At 48.7% G+C, this 23,226-nt stretch carries 20 protein-coding genes and 1 other annotated feature; of the genes, 9 read left to right on the forward strand and 11 right to left on the reverse strand.

The features are described 5' to 3' along the window. Window positions 1–53: 53 nt before the first annotated feature. From fadD to tsaB, 5 genes are all read right to left on the reverse strand, one after another. The gene (fadD, locus tag HR45_RS03785) at window positions 54–1,727 is read right to left on the reverse strand and encodes a long-chain-fatty-acid--CoA ligase FadD (protein WP_037439862.1); all 1,674 of its coding nucleotides are present in this window, start codon (window positions 1,725–1,727) and stop codon (window positions 54–56) included. A 198-nt stretch (window positions 1,728–1,925) separates the two neighbouring features. Beyond that, window positions 1,926–2,831 (reverse strand): alpha/beta fold hydrolase, encoded by a 906-nt coding sequence (locus HR45_RS03790; RefSeq protein WP_037439865.1) that lies wholly within the window; start codon window positions 2,829–2,831, stop codon window positions 1,926–1,928. 37 nt (window positions 2,832–2,868) lie between these two features. Next, a complete protein-coding gene (locus tag HR45_RS03795) occupies window positions 2,869–3,570 on the reverse strand; it encodes a M50 family metallopeptidase (RefSeq protein WP_156104002.1) in 702 nt (233 codons plus the stop codon). Then, entirely contained in the window at window positions 3,557–3,850 is a 294-nt protein-coding gene (locus tag HR45_RS03800; RefSeq protein WP_037439869.1) for a hypothetical protein, read from the reverse strand. The genes HR45_RS03795 and HR45_RS03800 overlap by 14 nt, the downstream gene beginning before the upstream one ends. Window positions 3,851–3,887: 37 nt before the next feature. After that, window positions 3,888–4,598 (reverse strand): tRNA (adenosine(37)-N6)-threonylcarbamoyltransferase complex dimerization subunit type 1 TsaB, encoded by a 711-nt coding sequence (tsaB, locus tag HR45_RS03805; RefSeq protein ID WP_037439871.1) that lies wholly within the window; start codon window positions 4,596–4,598, stop codon window positions 3,888–3,890. 309 nt (window positions 4,599–4,907) lie between these two features. On the opposite strand from tsaB, the gene hemB reads away from it, so the two are divergent. Next, the gene (gene hemB / locus HR45_RS03810) at window positions 4,908–5,915 is read left to right on the forward strand and encodes a porphobilinogen synthase (RefSeq protein ID WP_037439872.1); all 1,008 of its coding nucleotides are present in this window, start codon (window positions 4,908–4,910) and stop codon (window positions 5,913–5,915) included. 70 nt (window positions 5,916–5,985) lie between these two features. Here the strand turns inward: hemB and HR45_RS03815 are convergent, their stop codons facing one another. The 5 genes from HR45_RS03815 to yoaA form a co-directional block, all read right to left on the reverse strand. Beyond that, complete coding sequence (locus HR45_RS03815) at window positions 5,986–6,330, reverse strand: hypothetical protein (RefSeq protein ID WP_037439874.1); 345 nt, start codon at window positions 6,328–6,330, stop codon at window positions 5,986–5,988. Between the two features lie 150 nt (window positions 6,331–6,480). Beyond that, window positions 6,481–6,951: a DUF6702 family protein gene (locus tag HR45_RS03820; RefSeq protein WP_241461061.1), complete on the reverse strand. Its 471-nt coding sequence runs from the start codon at window positions 6,949–6,951 to the stop codon at window positions 6,481–6,483. Between the two features lie 40 nt (window positions 6,952–6,991). Then, window positions 6,992–9,451 (reverse strand): M1 family metallopeptidase, encoded by a 2,460-nt coding sequence (locus HR45_RS03825; RefSeq protein WP_037440350.1) that lies wholly within the window; start codon window positions 9,449–9,451, stop codon window positions 6,992–6,994. A 704-nt stretch (window positions 9,452–10,155) separates the two neighbouring features. Then, complete coding sequence (locus HR45_RS03830) at window positions 10,156–12,312, reverse strand: AAA family ATPase (RefSeq protein WP_037439876.1); 2,157 nt, start codon at window positions 12,310–12,312, stop codon at window positions 10,156–10,158. A gap of 431 nt (window positions 12,313–12,743) precedes the next feature. Further along, the gene (gene yoaA / locus HR45_RS03835; RefSeq protein ID WP_037440352.1) at window positions 12,744–14,678 is read right to left on the reverse strand and encodes a DNA repair helicase YoaA; all 1,935 of its coding nucleotides are present in this window, start codon (window positions 14,676–14,678) and stop codon (window positions 12,744–12,746) included. A 295-nt stretch (window positions 14,679–14,973) separates the two neighbouring features. Further along, window positions 14,974–15,090: a sequence feature (His leader region), on the forward strand. 43 nt (window positions 15,091–15,133) lie between these two features. On the opposite strand from yoaA, the gene hisG reads away from it, so the two are divergent. The 8 genes from hisG (at window position 15,134) to hisIE (ending at window position 22,436) form a co-directional block, all read left to right on the forward strand. Further along, window positions 15,134–16,033 carry an ATP phosphoribosyltransferase gene (gene hisG, locus HR45_RS03840; RefSeq protein ID WP_037439878.1) on the forward strand — a complete coding sequence of 300 codons (900 nt, stop codon included), beginning with the start codon at window positions 15,134–15,136 and terminating at the stop codon, window positions 16,031–16,033. A gap of 5 nt (window positions 16,034–16,038) precedes the next feature. Next, on the forward strand, window positions 16,039–17,343 hold the full coding sequence (gene hisD / locus HR45_RS03845) for a histidinol dehydrogenase (RefSeq protein ID WP_037439880.1): 1,305 nt from the start codon (window positions 16,039–16,041) through the stop codon (window positions 17,341–17,343). A gap of 14 nt (window positions 17,344–17,357) precedes the next feature. Further along, on the forward strand, window positions 17,358–18,416 hold the full coding sequence (gene hisC, locus HR45_RS03850; RefSeq protein WP_037439882.1) for a histidinol-phosphate transaminase: 1,059 nt from the start codon (window positions 17,358–17,360) through the stop codon (window positions 18,414–18,416). A gap of 82 nt (window positions 18,417–18,498) precedes the next feature. Continuing rightward, window positions 18,499–19,566, forward strand: coding sequence for a bifunctional histidinol-phosphatase/imidazoleglycerol-phosphate dehydratase HisB (gene hisB / locus HR45_RS03855; protein WP_037439884.1), 1,068 nt, complete (start codon window positions 18,499–18,501; stop codon window positions 19,564–19,566). Beyond that, complete coding sequence (gene hisH, locus HR45_RS03860) at window positions 19,566–20,258, forward strand: imidazole glycerol phosphate synthase subunit HisH (protein ID WP_037439886.1); 693 nt, start codon at window positions 19,566–19,568, stop codon at window positions 20,256–20,258. The genes hisB and hisH overlap by 1 nt, the downstream gene beginning before the upstream one ends. Next, complete coding sequence (hisA, locus tag HR45_RS03865) at window positions 20,255–20,992, forward strand: 1-(5-phosphoribosyl)-5-[(5-phosphoribosylamino)methylideneamino]imidazole-4-carboxamide isomerase (RefSeq protein WP_037439888.1); 738 nt, start codon at window positions 20,255–20,257, stop codon at window positions 20,990–20,992. The genes hisH and hisA overlap by 4 nt, the downstream gene beginning before the upstream one ends. After that, a complete protein-coding gene (gene hisF, locus HR45_RS03870) occupies window positions 20,974–21,771 on the forward strand; it encodes an imidazole glycerol phosphate synthase subunit HisF (RefSeq protein ID WP_037439890.1) in 798 nt (265 codons plus the stop codon). Before hisA ends, hisF begins: the two co-directional genes overlap by 19 nt. Before the next feature lie 14 nt (window positions 21,772–21,785). Further along, on the forward strand, window positions 21,786–22,436 hold the full coding sequence (gene hisIE, locus HR45_RS03875; RefSeq protein WP_241461047.1) for a bifunctional phosphoribosyl-AMP cyclohydrolase/phosphoribosyl-ATP diphosphatase HisIE: 651 nt from the start codon (window positions 21,786–21,788) through the stop codon (window positions 22,434–22,436). 78 nt (window positions 22,437–22,514) lie between these two features. Here hisIE and HR45_RS03880 read toward each other — a convergent pair whose 3' ends face one another. Next, on the reverse strand, window positions 22,515–23,048 hold the full coding sequence (locus HR45_RS03880; RefSeq protein WP_037439892.1) for a cell division protein ZapC: 534 nt from the start codon (window positions 23,046–23,048) through the stop codon (window positions 22,515–22,517). Between the last annotated feature and the right edge of the window lie 178 nt (window positions 23,049–23,226).

Here is a 23,226-nt window from a genome sequence, read left to right on the forward strand (position 1 = left end):
TGTGGCGGAAATCTCTCAATAAAAAACCGGCTTAAATGCCGGTTTTTCGTGGATTAGGCTGACTTCGCTTCGTCCCGAAGTTCCCTTCGCAGGATTTTGCCCACATTACTCTTTGGCAATTCATCGCGGAATTCTACCAGTTTTGGCACTTTATAGCCCGTTAAATACTGGCGGCAATGCGCAATGACTTCATCTTTGCTCAAAGACTTATCCTTAGCAACCACAAATACCTTCACGATTTCGCCACTGGCATCGTTCGGTATACCAATGGCGGCGACCTCAGAAACCTTGGCATTTAATGCGATGACATCTTCGACTTCATTCGGAAAAACGTTAAAGCCAGACACCAAAATCATATCTTTCTTACGGTCAACGATATAGAAATAGCCCGTTTCATCCATGTAACCTATGTCACCTGTGGCTAACCAACCGTTTTTATCAATTACTTTGGCGGTTTCTTCAGGGCGATGCCAATAACCTTTCATCACCTGCGGCCCTTTGGCAAACAGTTCGCCGATTTCACCTTGAGGCAGTGCATTCCCTTCATCATCACGGATTTCAATCCAGGTAGATGGCAGCGGAAAACCGATAGAACCATTATATTCTGCCATATTGTGCGAACAGGCGGCCACGACAGGCGATGCCTCGGTTAAACCATAACCCTCTAGCAATTTGCTGTGGGTGATGCGTTGCCATTTTTCGGCAACCGCACGTTGTACTGCCATACCGCCACCCACAGTGAGTTTCAACCGCGAGAAATCCAGCGTCTTGAACTCCTCATTGGCCACCAAGGCATTAAATAGAGTATTAACGCCGGTAATTGCGGTACAAGGAAACTTGCGAAGCTCAGCAACAAAGCCGGGAATATCACGCGGATTGGTGATCAGCAGGTTTTCTGCACCTTTATGCAAAAACAGGAAGCAGTTCACCGTTAACGCAAAGATATGGTACAGCGGCAACGCAGTCACCACATGCTCTTTACCATCATCCAGTAATGGCGAAAAGGTGGCGTCAGCCTGCAAAATATTTGCGACCACATTCCGATGGGTCAGCATCGCGCCTTTGCTCACCCCTGTGGTACCACCAGTGTACTGCAAAAAGGCTAGATCAGACGGCTCGATTTCTGGTTTCACATACTGGCGATGACGTGCAGTACGCAGCGCTTTACGCATTGAGATAGCATTCGGCAACGAATATTTCGGCACCATGCGTTTGATGTATTTGATAACAAAATTCACCAGCGTGCGCTTAGGAACGCCGAGCAGATCGCCAATACCGGTAATAATCACATGCTCGACTGGCGTCTCGTCCACTACCTCTTGCAAGGTGCTGGCAAAGTTAGACACCACCACAATCGCTTTAGCTTCGCAGTCGACTAACTGATGCTTGAGTTCACGCGGTTTATACAGCGGATTAACGTTGACCACCACTAAGCCAGCGCGCAACACGCCAAACAATGCAATCGGATATTGCAGCAAGTTAGGCATCATCAAGGCGACACGATCACCCTTTTTCAAGCCCAAATCATGTTGCAAATAAGCAGCAAACGCGCGACTTTTCTCTTCTAATTTTCGGTATGTCAGACTCACGCCCATATTGACGTAAGCGGGTTGATCAGAAAAACGTTGTACGGCGTTTTCAAATAACGCCACTAAAGAAGGAAAACGATCCGCATCGATTTCAGCAGGCACCTCTGCAGGTAACTGATTTATCCAGCGTAGATCCACAAATCTCTCCTAAATGTCCGGTGACAGTCCTGCTGGCATGACCCTTTGCCTGTCGCAAATGTCAGCAAGCTGCGATTATCGTTTTAGTTATCCGGCGGCCTATGCTGGCCACACATCACGGTGTTTCAATCAAAGACGAGCCAAAAATCATACGCTCGTTTGAATTTTGATCATCTTCACATAAAAATAACGGGAATCCTAGCGTGCCGTATTAGACTTTTGTCCCGTTAAATACGAATTAATTGCACTCGCAACCGCAGCGGCGTGTTCCATATGCAGATGATGATGACCTGCCAATTGCAGTTGGGTTAACGACTGATACCACTGCTGTGCTAGGGCGATATTGTCGTTCAGCACCTTATAGCCTTGCTTACCACTGATCAGTAGCGTAGGCACCCGAACTGGGCTCATCAACGCCTGTACCTGCTCATCGGTCATACGCACCGGACTGACCCACCGAAGACGCGGGTCGATACGCCAATACTGCCCTTCTGCGTCTTGCGCTAAGTTGCGTTGCAAAATCAGCTCACACCAATGCGCTTCAAGTCCAGTTAACTGCTGACGCTGTGCTACCAAGGCGTTAAGCTCAACATAGCGCTTGTCATTGGAGCGTCGCTGCCGATGTTGGCGTAAGCTCTTTTGCAGGCGACCACGGCTTTGGCTGGCGTCTTCGCTCAGAGGTGCAAAGGCCTCAATTAAAATCAGCTGCTGTACCCTATCAGCGCACACAGCACTGTATGCTCCAGCACAAATAGCGCCGAGCGAATGACCGATAATCGCAATAGGTTGGCGCTCCAACGCAGCTAACACTCGGTCGATATCCAGCAGATAATCGGCCCATTGCAGCGGATAACTGCCGGGTCGCCAGTCAGAGTGTCCGTGTCCGGGCCAATCAAAGGCAATAATACGAAACGAAGCACTTAAATATTGCGCCAGTGGTGCAAAGCTCATGGCGTTATCTAACCAACCATGAAAGGCAACCAGCAAAGGTGCATCTTTAGGGCCCCACGCTAACGCAGCGTAGCGCTGCCCGGCAACTTCAAAGGTCAGCGGTTCAACGGCGGCGGAAGGTTGCCATAGTTGCTCAGGTTTGTCAGTGCTCAACTCTACTTTTTACTCATTTATCAAATTAACTTGCTGCTTAATTAGGCATTTGCTTGCGTCCGATGTTGATACGCCACCAACAACAGAGCAACGCCAACACGCCGCAGATAAACCACAACAGTACCCAAATAAAGGCGGGCACGTAGGTCAGCTCTGCCAACATGGCCGCATCACCTCGATCGCTGATGCCGAGTAACACAGCAGGGCTAGAGAGCGCATTGAGCATCACAATCAGCGCCAATAGGCGCAGCGCACCACGCATGATCTGCGTTTTATAGAATTTCAGCGGCAATAAAAACAGTACCGCCAGCGACACCATAATGGCCACCGTGAGCATATCGCGGCCCCACAACAGCATGCCGAGCAACACACCCACACCAAACAACAGATAACTGAATTTGACCGCGGCGCGACCACATGCAAGCCAATAGAGAATCGTGCCCCACAGCGCCGCACCAGCATAACCACTAAAGCCTATTAGCAATGGCCAACCACCGCTGGAATAACACAGTCCAGCACCATTACTGAAGAGTTCGATATGACTCACCTGTCCGCCAGAAATCAGCGCCGCCAGTGCGTGGGAGAGTTCATGAAAGTAGCTTTCAAGCCACTTAAATGGCACTGACGCAATCGGTAAACGCGACAATACCAAGGCCAATAGCAGCTCCACGACAAACTGGCCGTTACCGGGAATAATTGCGGCTGGGGTTGAGCGTTGATTGAGTTCAGGCATAGACATCGACGCCAACCATACTTGAGATGGCTTCGCGCTGATCGGCGTGTTGTGTCAACAGATATTGAGAAATGGCTTGTGAATGGGCATTGGTATCGCTGTCGTATTCAAGCCGAGCTTGATACTTAGCATTCAGTACATCGGCATCAATATTAATGTCTGTGCTGCTGGTTTGGCTAACCGCTTCCGCCTGTATCACCTTTTCCTGAGTGCGCAAAGGACGGTTGCTGGCAACCGCCTGACTCAGTTGAGGAGTATTGTTAATTGATACAGTCGGAATTGCCATCAACTATCAGTCCATTAAAAGAAAATGCTTTTAGGGCTTATTCGCGCCCCGGCAGTTTTTTCCAAGCAACGGTGTCGCGCAGGTAAACAGGTTGTAGCTCATCAACTGATGTTGCTAACCCTTGCTGCCATCCTCGCTCAGCCAAAGCAAGCATAGCATTGGCATTAGGATATTTCACTGCGTCGAGTAATGTTAACTGCGAGTTAATATGCAGCAAATCGGTATAGGTTTCAAATCCGGTACCACAACAGTAGATCGGCGTATCATTTTCAAACGGAACGGTTAATGCGTCGGGCGCTGACACCTGCTCGGCAGCCACTTCCACCGCCATACCATTCTGCGCTTCATACGCCGCCCAGTAGATTTCCCCCATACGCGCATCAATGGCACAAATCACCTGTTTGGCGCCATGTTCAGTGATTGCCTGTTGCGCCATTGCCGCCAAGGTAGAGATGCCAATGACCGGAATTTCGCGCGCCAAGGCTAAGCCCTGCGTCATCGACGTACAAATACGAATGCCGGTAAAACTGCCAGGACCACGACCGTAAGCCAGTAACCCAATATCTTCCATGCCGATATTGGCCTGCGTTAACAAGCTCTGCACCATAGGCAATAAACGCTGACTGTGTTCACGCGGCGCATTAGCACTTTCGTGCCAACGGCCAGCTGCAGTTTGCAGCGCGGCAGAACAAAGTTCGGTACAGGTATCTAACGCCAAAATGGTGGGCGTTGTGGCAGCATTCGACATGGGGAATTCCTACAGAGTTACCGCAAATTAACGGCGGTATAAAAAAAACGCTGCAATGATACCATCAAACGTATTGATTCCAATGGCTAACATTCACCCTTCAGTTATGCAATTGCTGCTGATTTGTGCAGCTAACAGCATCAGTTGCCGCGAACCGAACAAAACATTTGTGATCGAATTCATAGTTTGCTTAAGTAAAGCCTTTATATTCTCAGCACTTTCTATTGAACCACACTCTAATAGAGCAATCTCAAGTAAAGTACGCCTTTCGCTTGCTTTACCCGCAACTGCTTTAACTAAGGAAAGCTCATGTCACAAAGCCAAACTAGTTTTGTCGCTCCGTTACGCCGTATGCGCCGTTTGCGCCGCTCTGAGCCACTGCGTGCGATGGTGCGTGAAAACCACATCAGTCTGGACGATTTGATCCATTGTATTTTCGTTGAAGAAGGCATCACTGAGCCGGTTGAGATTAAAACTCTGCCGGGCATCAGCCGTTTCCCTGAAAGCATGTTGGAAGCTGAAATCAAAGAGCTGCAACAACTGGGCGTACGCTACATCATGCCTTTTGGTATTTCACACCATAAAGATGAAGCCGGTAGCGATACCTGGAACGACGACGGCCTGCTGGCACGCATGATCAAAACCATTAAAGCCACCGCGCCTGAGATGATTGTGATCCCAGATATCTGCTTCTGTGAATATACCGACCACGGCCACTGCGGCATCATCGATGGCGATCACCACGTATGCAACGACGTCACCGTTGAAAACTTGGTTAAACAATCTGTCTGTGCCGCAAAAGCGGGGGCCGACATGCTGGCACCTTCTGCGATGATGGACGGTCAAATCCGCGCCATGCGTGATGGTTTGGACGCTGCAGGTTACGAAAACGTGGCGATTCTGGCCCACTCCGCCAAGTTTGCTTCCGCGTATTACGGCCCATTCCGTGAAGCGGTGGCCAGTGAACTGAAAGGCGACCGTAAAGGTTACCAACTGGATTGTGCTGACGGCCGCCAAGCATTGGTTGATGCCATGCTCGACGAGCAAGAAGGCGCTGACATTCTGATGGTCAAACCTGGCCTACCATATCTGGACGTGCTGGCACGTCTGCGTGACCGTACCGATCTGCCACTGGCCGCTTACCATGTAGGGGGTGAATACGCCTCGGTGAAATTTGCGGCGATGGCCGGTGCTGTTGATGAACGCGCTATCGTGACTGAAAGCTTTATCGCCTTCAAACGTGCTGGTGCCAGCGTGATTGTCAGCTACTACACCAAGCAATTTGCGCAATGGTTAGCTGAAGACAAACAAGCGTAATTGCTGACGCCATTCAGACACTAAAAAAGAAGGCTACGGCCTTCTTTTTTGTTGCGGGACGGTTGCATGGCTAACGCGGCAATCGCCCTAAGTGTTGCTCAATCAAATCGGCAATCTTTAAATCCAACAGCTCTTCAAAGCGAGCAAAATTAATTCCGTGTTTATCGAAATAGATCGCGGCCTGTTCCTTGGACAGATTTTTCCCACCCAACTGATATTGGATCTCGGCTAACGTCTTGTCATAGCGCGGTACTATCTGCCACGCCATTGCGTCATAAGCCAATTTCTCAAATTCGGCCTGCGCGTAGCGGCAAAATTCCTCAATATAATCCACGCCGGTTGGCCCTAAACAGCCGGGTTCAACGCGATACAGTACGGTAATGCGAAACTTATTGTCGTCACTGGGCTTGCTCATGTTACTGATTATTTCGCTACTTAACAGAAAGGATAGCTAGATAATAGCTGACAAATGGAGACAAAGGATGAAGCGGAACAAGAGTACTTACCCATACCACGCGCAATCCTGCGGTACGGGTAAGAGACTCAATTCATTGTGCACAACAGCTTAATGATGGTGCTTAAACTCAACACTCAAGAGTTCAACGTTGTCACGAAAGGTCAGTGTTTTGATATCGCCCTTACCTTCCACGTTCAGCGTATTAATTTGCGCTGGCCACAAATCTCGCAGCGCATCGTGACGAATGGTGAGACCTTCAAGTTTCGGCGGTTCTGCCGTTTCTTGATACACCCAGAAAAACTTGCCTTCGACTTCATAACCGACCGTCTTTAGCGCTAACGACTCAGCGTCCGCATTCAACAAGGCAAAACGTGCCGCCACATAATCGGCAAACGCCTTTTGTGTGGTTTTGTCATCAAGAATATCGGCATGCTTGTCAAACAGCGCTTTTACTGCGTGTTCCGCGTCATGCAAGTTAAAGCGATGCATCACTTCAATATTCTGCGTATGCGGGTTAAACAGCACTGTAGTGATCGCCGCTTTGATCTGGTGCGCGAAGGCTGCTTGCGCAGCCATCATCAATACCAAGGCAACACTTAACTGAATAATGCGCAGCGACTTACAGCTCATTGCTCGCCTCACCTTTCTTAGCATCATCTTCAGTCTTCAGCTCGGTTTTAATGTCTTGCATCAAATCCATTTTCACCCTGTCTTTGCTCTTCTTATCTTTATAAGCTTCAATGCGTGACGGAATAATGCGACGCGGATAGTAGTTATTTTCTACATCTACATCGGCCGTTTCCCAACGCGGGTCGACGGTGACGCTTACCAGCTCTTTGTTCTTGTCGGTGACAATCAGCTTAGACACAGCTTTCGGGCTACGACGCCAGATCTCAGCAGGAATACGCATCGACTCTTTAGTGCCGTCAGCAAATTCCATCTCCAGCAGAATTGGCATCACCAGACCACCCAAATTACTAAAGTCCATCACGTAGTAATTTTTGTCTTCACGTACCGCCCGCTCCAGCGTATCGCGTTCCCACGGTTTGAGCTTGCTCTGGAATTCGCGGTACTTGTTACGGTCTTTGTTGGTGACGGTGTATTGGTCGTTATCGTCGTAGAAGTCTTTGATATCTTCAAAACGTTCCACCCACAGCTTGCGGCCTTCGTTACGGTTACGCTCATCGGTTAACGACAGCGGCTTATCTTGCTCCGCTTCACGTTGACGCTGCAAATCGATATCCGGGTTTTTGGTGTCCAGACGCAGTTTGTAGATGCGATCAATCGAGATATCAACATGGTCGGTGGTGTAGAACCAGCCGCGGAAGAACCAATCTAAATCAACGCCCGAAGCTTCTTCCATGGTACGGAAAAAGTCAGATGGTGTTGGGCGTTTGAACATCCAACGCTGGGCGTATTCTTTAAAGGCAAAATCAAACAGCTCACGGCCAAGAATGGTTTCACGCAAAATGTTGAGCGCCACCGCGGGCTTGGTGTAAGCGTTCGGGCCTAAATGCAATACTGAATCGGATTGGGTCATTACCGGCACTTGTGACGAGCCTTTCATGTAACCCACGACATCACGCGGCTCCACACCCCACGGGATTTTCGGGTCCCATTCACGGCCAGCAACACCGTCCAAGAAGCTGTTTAAGCCTTCATCCATCCACGTCCATTGGCGTTCATCAGAGTTCACCACCATTGGGAAATAGTTATGGCCGACTTCGTGGATCACCACCCCAACCAGAAAACGCTTTTCTGACAAGGAGTAAGTACGTGAACCATCGTCTTGCAACTCGGTACGTGGCCCGTTGAACGAGATCATCGGATATTCCATACCGCCCACTGGGCCGTTCACCGACTGCGCGGTTGGATATGGATAGTTGAAAGTGAAACGGTTGTAGACGTCCAGTGTATGCACCACAGCTTCAGTAGAATACTTCTTCCACAGATCGCCGCCCTCTTTCGGGTAGAACGACATCGCCATCACATGCTTTTGTGGGCCGTCTTGCGTTATGCCTTTGGCATCCCACATAAATTTACGTGACGATGCCCAGGCAAAATCACGCACATTGTCCGCTTTAAAACGCCACGTTTTAGTCTTATCGGTGCCTGCTTTCTCGTTTTCGAGCGCTTCTTCCTCGGTCACGATAAATACCGGACGTTTAGCCGTTTTAGCTTGCTCAAGACGATCACGTTGCGTGCTAGTCAATACATCTTTCGGGTTTTGCAGCTCACCCGTCGCCGACACAATGTGGTCGGCTGGCACTGTCATCGATACATCGTAGTTACCAAACTCCAACGTAAACTCACCACGGCCCAAAAACTCTTTATTGGTCCATGCTTCATAGTCGGTGTACGCCGCCAAACGCGGGAACCATTGCGCCAACAGGAAGATATCGTTGCCGCCTTCACGCTTATCATCGGGGAAATGCTCGTAGCCAGAACGCGCTGACACCGCATCTTCTTCGACGATGTTGTAGCCATAGTCGATAGCGAACTTAACTGACTTGCCCGGCTTCAGTGGCGTGGTCAGATCAATTCGCATCAGGGTACCAACAATCACATGATGCAGATCGCGGCTACCACTCTTGACTGACTTAATTTCATATCCAAGCTCATGGTCAGCCACAAACTGCTGGCGACGCAAGGCATTCAGGCTCAATTTTGCAGGGCTATCGCCATTGGCTGCTTGAGTTGCCGGGCCACGACCACTGTTACCACCAAAGGTATCGGTCAGCGCCGACATCGAATCAGGACGGAATTTGTTTTGATCCAGCTGAATCCACAGATACTTGAGCGTATCAGGTGAATTGTTGTGATAGGTGATGTTTTCTGACGCATCAATGCGACGTTTGTTTTCGTCGAGTTTCGCGTTGATCACATAGTCAACTTGCTGTTGCCAGTATTGATGTCCGGCTTCACCAGCGGCGTTTCGGTATACGTTGGGGGTTGGCAGAACTTCGTCTAATTGTCTGAATTTATCTTGGAAGTCGCCTTTAGTTTGCTGAATCGCTGCATTAGTTGCTGGAATGTGAGCCAATAGGCCGAGTACGGGTGCTAACCAAAGCAGACGCATCTGTCGCGCGCTCATTCAATGTCCTTCTTATCGGGGGCTTAGAAACAAAGAGCGCTATGTTATAACATTTTTAACATTCGCAGGTCGGCTTTGTGGGCTCGTTGGGCAACTAATTTGTAACAGAATTGAAATGTGGGGTAAGCGGTAACGCTTAGTGGTTAGCAACCTGCGGTTGCATTGCTGAATGGCTGACGCCATTTCACGCTGACGCGTGGGAAAGATTAGGCTGCGCCTTGCAAACTGCGTTTACGAAGATCGTGAGCTTTCGCGCTCACACTACGATGAAGATTATCACTGCGTGATTGCAACCTGCGGTTGCTAAAGTCGTGGAACTACTCGTTCCACACCAGAGGACAAGGGGACTGGACGGCCTCGTCCCCTTGTCAATCCCCATGCCGCCCCACGGCGTGAAACGCTACGGCGCTTCTGGTTTGCCATTTTCGCAAATCGCTCTGATTCGTCGTCCCTGACTCACCATCGCTTCTCGATATCCATATCTCGATTGCTCAATGTCTACCCAACGCACCTACGCCACGCCGAAGGGGAAACTGGTGTTGCCTAAACGTCTGAAGTTCAAACAAGCTTTTTGGACAGTTTCATGATAGCGATTGTGCTACTTTAGTAATTCACGAATAACTTCATGTGTTGAAAAATTGCTTAATTCACTTCCTAGTTTCGATGGTTCAGATCACTATTTAACGTATCTATATCTGAGACATTTTCTGATAATGCTCAGGATAACCCGTGATTTCGAATAGCAACCTTAAACCGTCTCTAAACGCCCCATAGTCAAATTCTTTGAAATCGATAATGTTTTGTCCAAGTGAATGAGATTCACGATTTATGTACCGTATGAAAGCTTGATACTTCACTTCTTGAAGCTCTTGTTTTTGCATTACGTTACTCAAATCTGATTTCTGCACAAAGTTGAAGAAGTATTCAACTACGTTTCTCATACAATTTGCAATCAAAGCAGCAGGTTGATCTTCGTCATTAATCACTGACCAGTATGATTGATAGTCATTCTGTACTTCTTCATACTTCATCGTTTCAATCGTTGTACCGTTCGTATTTTTAGATAGTCGATACAAAGATTGATTTTCTTTTCTTCGTTTGTGATTTGAATCAACAAGCTCATAAAAGAAGTACAAGCTATGCGTAAGCACAAAAACTTGCTCCACTCCATCACCATTGAAGAAATCGTTCTTTATTAGCTGCCCGATATTGTAAACATAGATATGAGACAAACTTGAAACTGGGTCGTCAATTACCGCAATTTTTTTAATATGAGCCTCATCAGCAGTTTGTTTACCTTTAAACAATTCTCGGAAGTACAAAAAGCTAATAATCATCTTTTCGCCCTCCGATAACGATAAGAAGATCGGTCCCTCTGTTCCTGTTCTTACAAGGCGATATAGGTCTTCCTCGTGCTTCTCAATATGAAAATCTGTAATTCCAAGATCAACAAGGCCTTTATTGATATTTTCAATCGAATCATCAATATTAACTGTTTGCTTTTGTTGCTCGGTTCGCTCAACTTCTAGTTGAGCTATCTCAGTGTCGACATCTTCCTTATCCGCTTTCAACTTGATTATTTTGTCATCACTATTTTTTTTACTTGATTCATATCCGTTGATGGTCTGATCGTATTCCCATCGAACAATTTTCCAAAACTCGTCTTTAATAAGTTTCAATTCTTGCGTTGAATTAGTAATTTTCTGATTGTGAATACCAATGCTGGCATTAATTACATCTACATAATTATTAAAGGACGCAACGTGCTCGCTAAGGCCTGTCAACTCAACTTTCAGGCTCGGCGTTTGCTCCTTTTGCTGAATGTTTAGTAAATTGGACTTCAGAGTTTCGACAATGGATGCATAACATTCTGTCATTTCAGCAAGGAAATCGACAGAAAAAGGCGATTTTTTATAGATATCTAACTCAGTCAGAGATTCAACTATCTCTTGGTATTTATTAAGTATTTTTCCGATATTATGCTTACTTTCTTCATAAGTCTCATCAAAGTAGCCTTTGATTTGTGCGATTAAGTCAGGCGTAATCGTTTTCGATTGACAGAACGGACAAGTCTCATCTTCAATATCACCAAGGTACTGCAAACCATCACTAACCCAATCAGAATTTTTCAACTGATTAATCAGTTTTGCGATTGGACTATCTTCATTACCAATCACTATTTCTTTGAGTAGTTCTAATTCCTCTGGCAAAAGCTCTGACAATGAAATCTTAGGCAATACCGTGTAAGTAGTGGCTTTGTCACCATCAATCGCTGCAACTTCCTCTTTAAGCTGTTCAATCGTTTTAGTTGGTTTAGCACTTGGCAAAGGGACAGAAACAAGATGGTTGAACAAAACTTTTTTGTCCCCCATTAACCGATCAAGGCAAAACTTCAGAACACGATCACCTCCAGAGTAATTAGTCTTTATTTCCCAGACTTTTTTTTCTGCCATATCTGTCGCTGTCTTTATAGTCTCACTTTCTTTGTCAATGTCTGCTTGGAAGCCCTTGCTCTTTTCAGTCAGTTGATCGATAGCTTTCCCAAGCTGCTCTACCCTTTCCTTAGCTTCCTTGTTCTCTTTGGAGAGGCTAAAAATACCGTTAATTGAGTCTTTAGAGTAAAAATTATCTTGGATAAACTTCTGATTATAAACAATAACCTTACAGCCATCGGCTATGTGAGAGCAGTTTTGATATTTAGGGTCATCCGGCGTATATAAGTAGTTTGAGAACGTACTTTTACCAGTGCCATTTAAACCATAAATGATGTTTACTTTTTTATCTGTGTTGAGAGTTGTTCTTTTTCGATAACTTGCTACATCACTGAGGTTTATTTGTGTAATCATATTCTGCCTATACCAACTGGAAATTGAACTTATTAGTTCTGCTGAATTGAAACAGCCATCGAAATGCCAGTAATAGCATATTCACTTTTAGAATGAGAAAAAGTATGTCAAATCACGGCTTGGCAATACAGTAAATTAATTAGGTGTAACTTAAAAAAGGGCAAAAAGCGCTTATCTGACTTAGCTCCATCAAACACATATCTGACAGGATAACACCGAGAATTCCCAGCACATGCGGACTTGTGGCCGTCGCCAGCATGGATGCTGGCGTCGAGATTACAGGGACGTACTTGCATCGTGCCACATGGCTGCATGTGCATCGCCCAGCGCAGGTGATTAACTACATCAAATTATTCAAACAACGTGTTAGCAAACATAAATAATCCCAACGTTCAGCCAACACCACCAACCCACAAATCAAATAACCCCTGTTATTTGATTTGCTCCAAAAAGCGTACAACGTACGCCATATCCCGTGTCCTCGCCATTGGTGGCAGTGAGTTTAGAAACGCTGCGCCGTAGTCACGGTTGACGATGCGGTTGTCGCACAGGATTAACACGCCTGCGTCTTGTTCGTCACGAATAAGACGTCCAAAGCCTTGTTTGAGGGCGATGACCGCTTGTGGCAGGGAAATATCACGGAAGGGATCGCCTCCGCGTTGGCTGAGTGCATTGGCGCGGGCGCGATAGAGATTATCGTCGGGGGAGACAAACGGCAGCTTGTCGATGATGACGCAAGATAACAGCTTGCCACGCACGTCGACGCCTTCCCAAAAACTGCCAGTGCCGAGCAGGACGGCGTTGCCAAGTTGGCGGAATTTTTTCAGCAGGCTTTGTTTACTGGCAGTGCCCTGCACTAACAACGGATAGTGACAGCGTCCTTGTAACGCTAACGCGGTTTTCTCCAGCATGCGATGGCTGGTAAACAGAATAAAAGTGCGACCTTTGGCAGCGCTGATGGCTTGCTGGCAGATATCTAACCAACGGTTAAATTGATAATCACTGTTGCTGCGCACGTCGCCCAATTGCCGCGGTACACAAAACAGCGCGTTTTGTTGGTAGTTGAACGGGCTGTCGAGGATCAGTTCATCGCAATCCTTTAAGCCCAAGCCTTTACTGAAATGCCCGAGCGAGCGATTGACCTGCAAGGTGGCCGAAGTAAACACCCATTTTTTGTCGTCGCTAAACAGCTGTTGGCACTCTTTAGTCACGTCAATCGGAGCCATGCGCAGCAGCGGCAAATCTTTACTCGGCTCTACCGTATAGGCCGCTTGCGGATTATCACAGGCGAGAAACTGAGTAAATTTGGCAGTCAGTTCCTGCCACTTTTCAAAGTAGTCGTCGAGTTCATCATGGCGGCCGATATTCCCCAATAACACGCGCTCAAGGGTTTGAAACTCATCCAGCAATTGCCAACTTTGGCTGGCCAGCGCTTTATCCGCCAATACTTGTCGCCAGTCGAGCAGATCGCGATTCATCACCCCTTGGCTCCAATCGCGCAAACGGCTCATTAAGCGCCGAATAAGATCGCCAAGTTGCGGGGTATCGCGAAATTCGGCTTCATAGAGCTTTTCCATTCGCTCCAACAAGCGGTACAGGCTGTTCAGCGACAACTGTTGACCAAAATAACTGACGGCGATATCCGGCAGTTGGTGCGCCTCATCAAAGACTAGCGCGTCAGCGTCGGGCAGCAGTTCTGCAAAGCCGGTGTCTTTTAATACCCAGTCAGCAAAAAATAGGTGGTGGTTGACCACAATCAGTTTGGCATCTAAGGCTTTAATGCGCGCTTTGCGAGTAAAGCACGCGTCGTAATGGGCGCAACGTTTGCCGGTGCAGCTTTCTTTGGTGGAGGCGACTAGCGGCAAGGCGTAGGATTGCTCGGAGACGCTGGCAATGGTGCCTAAATCCCCATCATGGCTAGAGGCGGACCATAGCTGGATACGCAGTAAGTCATCCAAAACCCGCTCATCGAGCGATTGCGCACCATTAAGTTGCTGCTCCAGTCGTAGCTGGCACAGATAGTTATTACGGCCCTTAAGCAGTGCCACTTTGGGGGCGATTTGCAGTAATTCCAGTAGCGCGGGAATGTCTTTATAAAACAGCTGTTCTTGCAGGTTTTTACTGCCGGTGGAGATAATTACTTGTTGCCCTGATAGCAGCGCAGGCACCAGATACGCAAAGGTTTTACCTACCCCGGTTCCTGCTTCTAACACCAAAGGGGCGCTAGTTTGTCGCTTAGCGAATAACTCAGCAACGGCGTTGGCCATCGTCACTTGCTCGTTGCGGATCTTGTAGCCACGCACGCCGCGAGAAAGCGGCCCTTCTGCGGTAAAAATACGCGCGACTTCTTGCTGTAAGCGACTGATAAACAACTCTCCTAAACCGACAAATAGTGAGGCGTGGACGGAATTATCGCTTTTTATAGAACGACCACAAGCGATAATCCTTAATCAGATGGCCTGTTTATTGCGAAAAATTCTTTCCCAAGCACAAAACCTTAAAAAACTATTATTTGGGGTTGCAAATTAAAAATGAACGGATTACTTTATCCCCACGCTGTTGAGGCAAGTGGCCCAACACCAACAAATTTTAACTCTGGTGACAACACGAGAGTTGGTAAACAGGATTTAATTTCATGACTCAGTTCCAGTTCGGCAACCACCATCACCACCATCATAAGCGGTAGCCTTCGGAGCTGACTGCCGAAGGTGCATTCCTTCTGGCGGTTGATTCAAGATCACATATAACCCTCGGAAGGAATTCCGGGGGTTTTTTGTTATCTGGACTAAATTTTACGAATCAACAATCAGGGAATAGCACAATGACTACATCAAAACGCATCAGAATCGCCATCCAGAAATCAGGGCGTTTGTCGAAAGAATCACAGCAGTTGCTGAAACTGTGTGGTGTTAAATTTAACGTGAATGAACAACGTCTTATCGCCCACGCTGACAACATGCCACTGGATCTGCTCCGCGTACGTGATGATGATATTCCTGGCTTGGTAATGGATGGCGTGGTGGACCTCGGCATTGTCGGTGAAAACGTGCTGGAAGAGGAACAGCTGGAACGTGAAGCGCTAGGCAAGAATGCCGAAGTGAACAAGCTGCGCCAATTGGATTTCGGTGCTTGCCGTTTGTCGCTGGCGGTACCAAACGAAGTGGAATATGACGGTCCACAAAGCCTGCAAGGCATGCGTTTGGCTACCAGCTACCCTAACCTGCTGCGCCGTTACATGAATCAGCAAGGAATCGCGTATCGCGATTGTATGTTGAAAGGCTCAGTAGAAGTGGCACCGCGTGCAGGTCTGGCTGATGGTATCTGTGACTTGGTATCGACCGGTGCTACCCTTGAGGCCAACGGCCTGTATGAAACCGATGTTATCTTCCGTTCTATGGCCTGTTTAATCCAATCCAACCAAGTCCAAGATGCTGCTCAGCAAGCCCTGATTAACAAGCTAATGAGTCGTATCAATGGCGTTATTCGTGCCCGCGAAAGCAAGTACATTTTGCTGCACGCACCAACCGATAAGCTGGAACGCATTGTGTCTCTGCTGCCAGGTGCGGAAAATCCAACCGTATTACCACTGAATGACGACACTAACCGCGTTGCCATCCACGCGGTAAGCAGTGAAGATCTGTTCTGGGACACCATGGAAGAGTTAGAAGCACTGGGTGCGACTTCTATTCTGGTGATGCCAATTGAAAAAATGATGGGGTAATCGTGATGGAATTGCTCAACTGGAATCAACTGGATGGTGCGGCGCAAAAAGCCGCGCTAACCCGCTCACCGCTGGTGGGGGACCAACAATTAGAAGTCACTGTCAGCGAGATTATCGACACAGTGATTGCTAACGGTGACAGTGCGCTGCGCGATTACGCCGCTAAATTTGATAAAGCGCAGATCGACAAAATCAAACTGTCTGCCGCTGAGATTGATGATGCTTGTGCACGGGTAAACGATGAGCTGAAAGCGGCGATTCAACAAGCGATGCAAAACATTACCGCCTTCCACGAAGCGCAAAAACCAACGCCAATTGCGCTGGATACCCAACCCGGTATTCGCTGCGAACTGCGCAGTGAAGCCATTGAAGCCGTCGGTCTGTATATTCCTGGCGGCAGTGCGCCACTGATCTCCACCGTGATGATGTTGGCACTGCCAGCAAAAATCGCGGGTTGTGAGCGCCGCGTGTTAATAAGCCCACCGCCGATTGATGATGCCATTGTTTACGCTGCGGTTGAGTGTGGTGTGAATGAAATCTATCAGGCCGGTGGCGCGCAAGCCGTCGCTGCCCTCGCCTTTGGTACTGAAACCATTAAACCAGTCGACAAAATTTTTGGGCCGGGTAACCGCTTTGTGACCGAAGCTAAGCGTCAGGTCTCACAAGACTCACGCGCATGCGTCAGCATTGATATGCCTGCAGGCCCATCAGAAGTGTTGGTGATTGCCGATAAAGATGCATCACCTGCCTTTATTGCCGCTGATCTGTTATCACAAGCCGAACACGGCCCTGACTCACAAGTGATGCTGGTTAGTGACAGCGAAACACTAGCCGCACAAGTAGAAGTGGAACTCGATAAGCAATTGGCGCAACTGCCACGGGCTGAGATTGCCACCCAAGCGCTTTCTTGTAGCCGTACACTGCTGGTAGATGATATGCGCCAAGCCGCTGCCGTATCAAACCTCTATGGTCCAGAGCACTTGATCATTCAAACTGCTGAACCGCGTGAAGTCCTGAAATATGTGCGTGCTGCAGGCTCGGTATTTCTTGGCCGCTTTACTCCTGAGTCAGTCGGTGACTACGCCAGTGGCACTAACCACGTATTGCCCACCTATGGCTACAGCCGCACCGTTTCAAGCCTGAGCTTAGCTGATTTCTCGCGCCGCTTTACCGTGCAGGAATTGTCAGCCACAGGTTTACAAAATCTTGGCCAAGCGGTGATGATACTGGCGGCAGCCGAGCAATTAGATGCCCACAAGAACGCCGTCGCGCTGCGCTTGCAAGCGATTGCCGCTGAAACAGCACAATAAGCGGAGCAAGGAACATGAGCAACGCAACAAGTTTAAATTTGGCTGAACGTCTGGCACGACCAGAGCTGTTAGAACTTGAACCCTACCAAAGCGCGCGTCGCATTGGTGGCCGCGGCGATATCTGGATCAACGCCAATGAAAGCCCGTTTAACCGTACCGAGTTAGCGCGTTTAAATCGCTACCCAGAATGCCAACCGCCTGAATTAATTGAGGCCTACAGCAAGTACAGCAAAGTACCTGCGGCCAATATCGTGTGTGGTCGCGGCGCTGATGAAGCGATTGAACTGCTGATCCGCGCCTTTTGTATTCCCGGCCGCGATAGCATCGCCATTTTTGGTCCGACTTACGGCATGTATGGCATCAGTGCCAAAACCTTTAATGTTGGCGTCAATGCACTGAGTCTGACCGAAGACTATGCGTTGCCAGATGATATTGACGGCGTCAAGGGCTGTAAGTTGGTGTTTATCTGTAACCCCAATAACCCTACCGGCACGGTTATCAGCGTTGAGAAGATTGAAGCGGTAGTGAAGCAACTGCCCGAACAACTGGTGGTCGTAGACGAAGCCTATATCGAATTCTGTCCAGAAAATAGCGTCGCCAAGCTGCTGGAAAGCTATCCGAACCTAGTGATCCTGCGCACCCTGTCTAAAGCCTTTGCTCTTGCGGGCGCACGCTGCGGCTTTTTGATGGCCAGCACTGAGGTTATCAGCATTATCATGTTGGTGATTGCACCGTACCCGGTACCGCTGCCAGTATCGACACTGGCGGTCAATGCGCTGAGCGATGATGGCATCAGCAATATGTTGGCTGATGTGGAACTGTTAGAAGCGCAAGGCAAACGTTTAGCCGATGAATTAGCAGAGTTAGGCGCGACCGTAGTGCCTAGCGGCGCCAACTTTGTGCTGGCTTACTTTGATGATATCGCCACCGTCAGCAGCGGTTTAAAAGAAGCGGGCATTGTCGCGCGCGCTTATCGTGACCCGCGTTTGCTGGATGCGATTCGTTTTAGCTTTACCAACGAAGCCGAAACCGACCAGATTGTGGCAGCATTGAGAAACATCTTAGCGAAATAACGATTAGCTTTAGCGATGGGAAAAGCCCATCGCCACAAGAATAACTAAGCCGCAGGCAAGCGGCCGAAAAGGTGAATACCCTATGAGTCAGAAAATTCTATTTATCGACCGTGATGGCACTTTGGTAGAAGAGCCACCTGTCGACAAACAGCTAGACCGCCTCGATAAATTGGCGTTTGAGCCGCAAGCGATTCCGACATTGTTGAAACTGATGGCTGCGGGTTACCGCTTAGTAATGGTGTCTAACCAAGATGGTTTGGGCACAGATTCGTTCCCACAGGCTGACTTTGATGCACCTCATAATCTGATGATGCAGATTTTTGAAAGCCAAGGTGTGAAGTTTGACGACGTGCTGATTTGCCCACACTTCCCCGGCGACAACTGCAGTTGCCGTAAGCCAAAACTGGGCTTAGTGAAAGATTATCTCACCGCAGGCAAAGTCGATTTCACAACGTCCGCCGTCATTGGCGATCGTGAAACCGATGTGCAACTCGCCGACGCTATGGGCTTGAAAAGCTTCCAATACAATCGCGACACGCTGGGCTGGGATGACATCTGCAAACAACTGCTCAATCGCGGTCGCCAAGCCGAAGTGGTACGCACCACCAAGGAAACCGACATTCGCGTCAAGGTGGATTTAGATAACGCCGCAGGCAATAGCATCAATACGGGTATCGGCTTCTTCGACCACATGCTGGATCAAATCGCCACCCACGGTAACTTTAGCCTGAGTGTGCAAGTCAAAGGCGATCTGCACATCGACGATCACCACAGCGTGGAAGATACCGGTTTAGCCTTAGGCGATGCCCTGCGCCAAGCGTTAGGTGACAAGCGCGGTATTGGCCGTTTCGGTTTTAGCCTGCCAATGGATGAGGCTAGTGGTGAATGTTTGCTCGATCTTTCTGGTCGTCCATTTATCAAATTCACTGGTGAGTTTGAGCGCGACGCAGTGGGCGGCATGGCGACAGAGATGGTGCCGCACTTTTTCCGCTCATTCGCTGATGGCCTGCGCTGCACCTTGCACATAGGTTGCACTGGTCACAACGAACACCACAAAGTAGAAGCGCTGTTTAAAGCGCTTGGCCGAGCGCTGCGCCAAGCCATTAAAGTGGAAGGCGATGCGCTGCCCTCAAGTAAAGGAGTGCTGTAATGACTGCTGTAAAGAATAAGGCGACAGCAGAAACCATCATCATCGATACTGGTTGCGCCAACTTAAGCTCGGTGCGTTTTGCCTTTGAGCGCTTGGGCGCCGATGTGTTGGTGACGGACAATGCTGATGCCATCAAAGCCGCGACCCGTTTAGTGTTACCCGGTGTCGGGAGCGCGCCAGCGGCGATGAGCTCGCTCAAACAAAAAAATCTGATTGAACTGGTACAAGGCTTAACGCAGCCAGTCATGGGGGTTTGCCTTGGCATGCAGCTGATGACAGAAAAGTCTACTGAGCAAGGCGCCGTGGCAGCAGATACACCATGTTTAGGTTTGATCCCGACTGCAGTCCGTGCGCTCGATACCCAAGGCTTACCTACCCCACATATGGGCTGGAACCAGTTAACGCCAGTGGTTAAAAATGGCCTGGTGCATCCGCTGCTTGAGGGGATCAATGCCGGCGATTTCGTCTACTTTGTGCATTCGTTCTGCGCACCTGTGAGCGAATACAGCATCGCCACCAGCGAATATGGCGAAGCGTTTAGTGCGGCGATTGCCGATGGTAACTTTATGGGATTGCAATTCCACCCCGAAAAGAGTGCCGCTGTTGGTGCCAAGATGTTAGCTAACTTCCTCAAGATGGACAGTGCATCGTTGGCAGCGTACAACGCTAAAGTAACCGGAGGCGCAGCATGATTATTCCTGCAATCGATTTGATTGACGGCCAAGTGGTACGTCTCTATCAAGGCGACTACGGCCAGCAAACGACCTTTGATTTAAGCCCGCTGGAGCAGTTGCAATCTTATGAAGCGCAAGGCGCCAAACAGCTACATCTGGTGGACTTAACGGGCGCCAAAGATCCCGCTAAACGCCAAACCAAGCTGATTGCCGAATTGGCTGCCGGATTAAATACCCCGCTGCAAGTCGGCGGTGGTATTCGCTCGGTCGAACAAGTGGAAGAATTGCTAGCCTGCGGCGCATCCCGCGTCGTGATTGGTTCGCTGGCGGTACGCGAACCCGAGCTGGTAAAAAGCTGGTTTGTCCGTTTTGGTGCCGAAGCTATCTGCCTGGCGCTCGATGTGAATATCAATGAAAATGGCGAGAAAATTGTCGCAGTTCATGGCTGGCAAAGTGGCGGCGGTAAAACGTTGGAGTCACTGGTGGCGGAATTCGCCCCGGTAGGACTCAAGCACGCCTTGGTCACTGACATTAGCCGCGACGGCACTATGACCGGCGCCAACAATTCACTCTATCAGGAGCTGGCGACCAAGTTCCCAGAAATCCTATGGCAAGCATCGGGCGGTATAGCCACCTTGGCAGATGTCGCCGCAGTGCGCGACAGCGGCGCCAGTGGCATCATTATTGGCAAAGCATTGTTAACCAACCAATTCAGCGTGAAGGAGGCAATCGAATGCTGGCCAAACGCATAGTCCCTTGCCTCGACGTAAAAGCAGGCAAAGTCGTTAAAGGTGTTCAATTCCGTAACCATGAAATCGTCGGTGATATTGTGCCATTAGCACAACGTTACGCCGAAGAAGGTGCCGATGAACTGGTGTTTTACGATATCAGCGCCAGTGCCCATGAGCGCGTAGTGGATAAATCTTGGGTCAGCCGCGTAGCCGAACAGATCGATATCCCATTTTGCGTTGCGGGTGGCATTAAAACCATCGAGCAAGCGCGGGAAATTCTCGCCTTTGGCGCAGATAAGATTTCGGTCAACTCCCCTGCACTGTCGGATCCAAGTTTAATTCGTCGGCTACACGATGAGTTTGGTCGTCAGTGTGTGGTGGTCGGTATCGACTCGTTTTATGATGCCGACAGCGACAGCTACAAAGTGAAACAGTTTACCGGAGATGAAGCCGCCACCCGTGATACACAATGGTTCACACTTGATTGGGTGGAAGAAGCACAGAAGCAAGGCTGCGGCGAAATCGTACTCAACGTAATGAACTCCGACGGCGTGCGCCAAGGTTACGATTTAGTGCAACTCGGTAAAGTGCGCTCAGTATGTGACGTGCCACTCATCGCCTCTGGTGGCGCGGGTGCGATGGAGCACTTCCGTGACGTGTTTATTGAGGCCAAAGTGGACGCAGCATTAGCCGCCAGCGTGTTCCACAAAGGCATCATCCCAATCCCCGAATTAAAGCAGTACCTGCGTGAGCAGCAGATCTGCATTCGCGCTGATGATCGCCATCAACGCATCGCTTAACAACAGGATTTGATATGCAAAACGAAACTCTTTTTGCAATGACCGCTGAGCAGCAACAAACGCTGCTGAGTGGCATTGATTGGCAAAAGCAGGATGGCTTAGTGCCGGTAGTGGTACAAAACTACTATTCGGCGAAGGTGCTGATGCTGGGTTATATGAACCCTGAAGCGCTGCAAACCACGTTTGATAAGCAATTGGTCACCTTCTTTAGCCGCAGCAAACAACGTTTATGGACCAAGGGCGAAAGCTCCGGCAACCATCTACAGCTGGTGTCTGTGGCGATGGACTGCGATAAAGACTCGCTGCTAGTGCAAGCGGTCCCTGTAGGCCCAACCTGCCATAACGGTACTGAAAGTTGTTGGGATGGCGCTGAAGTGCATCCATTCATCCACGAATTGGAAAGCTTAATCCACGGCCGTAAAAATGCCGATCCAAGCAGCAGCTACACCGCATCGCTGTTTGCTCGTGGCACTAAGCGTATTTCGCAAAAAGTGGGTGAAGAAGGCTTAGAAACTGCACTGGCGGCAGCCACTCACGATAAAGAAGAGTTGGTGAACGAAGCCTCTGATCTGATCTATCACCTACTGGTGCTGCTGGAAGATCAAGAGATGGATTTAGCGAAAATTAACGCGAATCTGGCTAAGCGTCACCGCAACGCTAAATAACCGGCTTAGCGCGTAAATCTGAGATCTAAAAAAGGCGATCATATGATCGCCTTTTTTATTGAAATGCGTTGGCTGAATCTAAGCGGCAACGATCTGTTGCTGTGCTCTTAGTGGATGCAATCTATCGTGCATCACTTTAATGGTGTCAAAACGTTTGAGGTTTTTACTATCACTGAGCGCACACGACTCCTCAAGTGACATAACCAACGACGCCTGCAGACTGGTTTCGACAACGAGCACTTGTACGCGATTGCCATTACAGCGCAAATCAAACAGCTTGCCGGGCTCGCTGAAAACACAAACATCACTCGATTCAAAGAACCAAGACTTCGGCATTTGTGGCTTTAGCATAAACCGTGCGGCGGTGGCATTGAGCGCCAATTGCACCAGATATGCGTCAGCCAGCGACATACGTTTACCGAGTCGCTCGACGATATCCATATAATAACGCGCGTGCTCAACATCGAACTCAGATGAGCCGAGAGCATCAGGGATCAACACCTTATTTTTATAAGGAGTTAAAAACTCCATATCTGGACCAAGAGAAATACTCAACACATCGTACGAAGCGTTATATTTCCATTGCCAGTTTTGATCAGGCATTAATAACATAGCGTGTCCGTGTGGCCTTATTATTTATATGACTGCAGGTTAGTTGATAATTTAAACAACATCAAAAATAAATTGATATAATTTGAACAAGATTACAACAATTTTTTATTAAATCCAAAATTAAATTGATGATCGATAAGATCTAAAAAGGATCGCTTTCGCGATCCTTTTTAGATCT

Source organism: Shewanella mangrovi, assembly GCF_000753795.1.
Lineage (GTDB): Bacteria > Pseudomonadota > Gammaproteobacteria > Enterobacterales > Shewanellaceae > Shewanella > Shewanella mangrovi.